The sequence below is a fragment of the Hymenobacter agri genome, from assembly GCF_054778495.1.
The window spans coordinates 1-3,177 of sequence record NZ_BAAGZM010000507.1 but is presented as its reverse complement, the minus strand read 5'-3'; the positions used below and the strand labels follow the sequence as shown (position 1 = coordinate 3,177).

At 63.0% G+C, this 3,177-nt stretch carries 2 protein-coding genes; both read left to right on the top strand.

Translation table 11 applies throughout. The features are described 5' to 3' along the window. Positions 1 to 472 (top strand): ferritin-like domain-containing protein (locus ACYVDE_RS18460; protein ID WP_460503018.1); only part of this gene is annotated, 472 nt, incomplete at its 5' end. Between the two features lie 268 nt (positions 473 to 740). Beyond that, positions 741 to 3,177, top strand: a 2,437-nt coding sequence (locus tag ACYVDE_RS18455) for a DUF4979 domain-containing protein (protein ID WP_460503017.1), incomplete at its 3' end; no start/stop codon positions are given.

The following is a 3,177-nucleotide window of genomic DNA, read 5'->3' as shown; positions in this document are numbered from 1 at the left end:
CTATAAGGGCGGCGCGCCCTACCTGATGGGCAACAAAACGGTGCTCGAAGCCGCCCTCAACATCCACTCGGTGGAGGCCCGGCACGCCTCGCGCCTGCGCACCATGCGCCGGGCCGGGCCCACCAACAATTCGGCTGCGAGCGTGGCTCCCGCCGTCGTAACGGGCCTGGAATCCGAGCGCAATGCCTCGCCCAAAAGCTGGGTGTCGGGCAAAGACAACGGCGGGGCACAGCCTGCCCAAACGGCCGCCATCTACAACGCCGGCACGGTTCCGGCCGGCACCCCCACCGGCATCACCTTCCCGGCCGAGGACAACCTCATGCAGGGCGGACTGGATTTGCGCACCACCACCACGGTGGCGGGCATTCCGCTGCTGGCTTTTTCGGAAGCGTTTGACGAGCCGCTGGATGTGCCGTCGGTAAATGCCATTGCGCGCGGATTCACGGTGACGGGCAGCACGCTGTTCGCGTAGAGACGACTGTTTTGCGTCTCGTTGAGGAACGGTCTCGTTCCACAAACCAGAAGCCCCCGGCCACCCGCCGGGGGCTTCTGGTTTGTGGAGATACTGTATTAGCCTAAAAAAAAACGGCCCGGACGATAAATCCTTTGCCATCAGGATGGTTCAGGAGGGACGGGGTGGAGCGGGAAACGAAGTTTGAAAAAGCAACCACGCGGCCAACTGGGTTGCGTGGGCTGCCCGCATCGAATTATTCAAATTCCCACTATTCCCGCTCATTTCAATGGAAGCACGTTTTCGCTTTTTCCCCTTCCGGCCAACCGCCACCATGGCACTGCTGGGGCTGCTGCTAGTGCTGGCCACCGGCCTCAAGGCCAGGGGCCAGGCCGGCCTGCTCAACGACGACTTTTCGGCCACGCCTTCCCCTGCCTGGACGGTGCCCAACGCGGGCGCGAGCGGCAGCATCGTGGGCGGCAAGCTGGTGGTGACGCCCGTGCTGGTGAGCACCAACAGCTACCGGGGCGATTTTCAGCGTGTCGGCGGGGCCACCGTCCACGCCGGCGCCTACCCCATCATCGCCGTGAAGCTGAGCAAGCCGCCGCGCTGTAACTGGTTTCTCGACACCAACCTGGGTGCGTTCAACAACAGCAACAACAACAGCACCAAGCTCGAAACCGGAACCGAGGACGTGTACTACTGGGACCTCTCCACGGGCAGACTCGGCACTACTGCGCTTTCGACCACGCAGCCTACGACACTGACCATGTTCCAGTTCAAACTGGCCGAAATCAGCTACACGCAGGCGCAGCTCGCGGCCAACGATATCAAGTACTCCGTAAGCTGGGTGAAGAGCTTTGCCTCGGTGGCCGACCTGCGCACGGCGGTGGGGCTGTCGGCCACGCCGGCCACGCCCGTCAACTTCACGGGCAGCTTCGTGCACCCCGGCATTCTGCACAACACGGCCGATTTGACGCGCATCAGAAACCAGGTGACCAACCAGTTTGGCCGGGCCTACGCCAGCTACCAGTTGCTGGCGGCCTCAAGCCTGGCCTCGCCCTCCTACGTCAAGGCCGGCCCTTATCAGTACATCACCCGCGACAACACCATCACCGTGAGCACGCCCACCAACAGCAGTGTGAACGGCGGCACGGCCAAAGTCGGCGTGGAAAACGACTGCATGGCGGCCTACTACAACGCCCTGCGCTGGACCATCACCGGCAACGTGGCCCACGCCCAAAAGGCCGCTGAAATCCTGGATGCTTATTCGGGCTATACGCAAGGCATTCAGGGAACTGATGCGGAACTGAACGGGCTCATCGGCTTCATGTTTGCCAACGCGGCCGAAATCCTGCGCGCCACCTATTCGGCCTGGCCCGCGGGCAACGTTACGAACTGCCAGAACATGCTGAAAAACGTGTTCTACCCCACGTTGCAGAACTTCAAGCCCTGCGCCCACGGCAACTGGGACATTATCTGCACGAAGGCCCTGATGGCCATCGCCGTGTTCAGCGACGACAACGCCATGTTCAACCGCGCCGCCAACTACTTCTATAGCGGCGAAGGCAACGGCAGCATCGTCAACTACGTGCTCACGGCCGACGGCCAGCTCGAAGAAAGCAACCGCGACCAGCCCCACTCTATGCTGGCTCTGGGCTGCCTGGCCGAAATAGGTGAAATCGGCGTGAAGCAGGGCTTTGATTTTTACGCCGCGTCCAACAACGCCATTCTGCGCGGCTACGAGTACACCGCCAAGTACAACCTCGGCAACACGGTGCCCTACGCCACGGCCTACGACTACTGCGAGCGCAACTACACCGACCAGACGCCCGAAGCCATCTCAGCCAACGGGCGCGGCAACTTCCGGCCGGTGTTTGAGATTGTGTACAACCACTATAAGTTCCGTAAGGGCCTCGATATGCCTTACACGCTGCAAGTGCTGGGCCGCGGGGTGGAGGGCGCACCGCCCGGGGCCGACAACCCCGGCTACGGCTCGCTGCTGTTTTACCTCAACCCGCAGCCCAACTATCCCGTGGGCGCGGACGTGGGGTTGATTGACGACAACTTCACCAACAGCCTCGACGGCTGGGTGGCGGTCACCACGGGCTCCACGGCTACCTACGCCAACGGTGTGATGACCGTGCCACTAATAATGCAGTCGAACGCCAAGGGCCGCGGCGACATCCGGAAGACCAACGGCGTGGTGCTGTACCCGCCCAATTTCCGCTACGTAGCCATCAAGATGACCAAGCCGACCACCGTGAACGTGACGCTGGACACCAACCTGGGCTCCTACGGCAACGCCGCCAACCGGTGGACCGGCCGCATTGGCACCGACGTGTACTACTACGACCTGGCGAGCACCACGGTGGGCTTTGGCAGCACGCCCACTTACCTCTCGACTACGGCGGCGACCACGCTCCCCACCTTCCAGTTTAAGGTGGCCGATGTGAGCTCGGGCGAAACCAGCTACACCGTGGACTGGGTAAAAACCGCCCGCACCCTGGCCGAGCTCAACGACATCGTGAACAACCGCGCCACCTGGCTGGGCACGAGCGGCAACGACGCCAGCGCGGCCATCAACTGGTCGCCGGCTGCCGTGCCCTCGGCCACCATCGACGTTACCATCCCGGGCACAGCCCCGCAACAGCCCACGACCACCACCGCCCAGGCCGTGCGCAACCTGACCCTGGGCAGCGGCGCCTCTTACGCGACCACCGCCG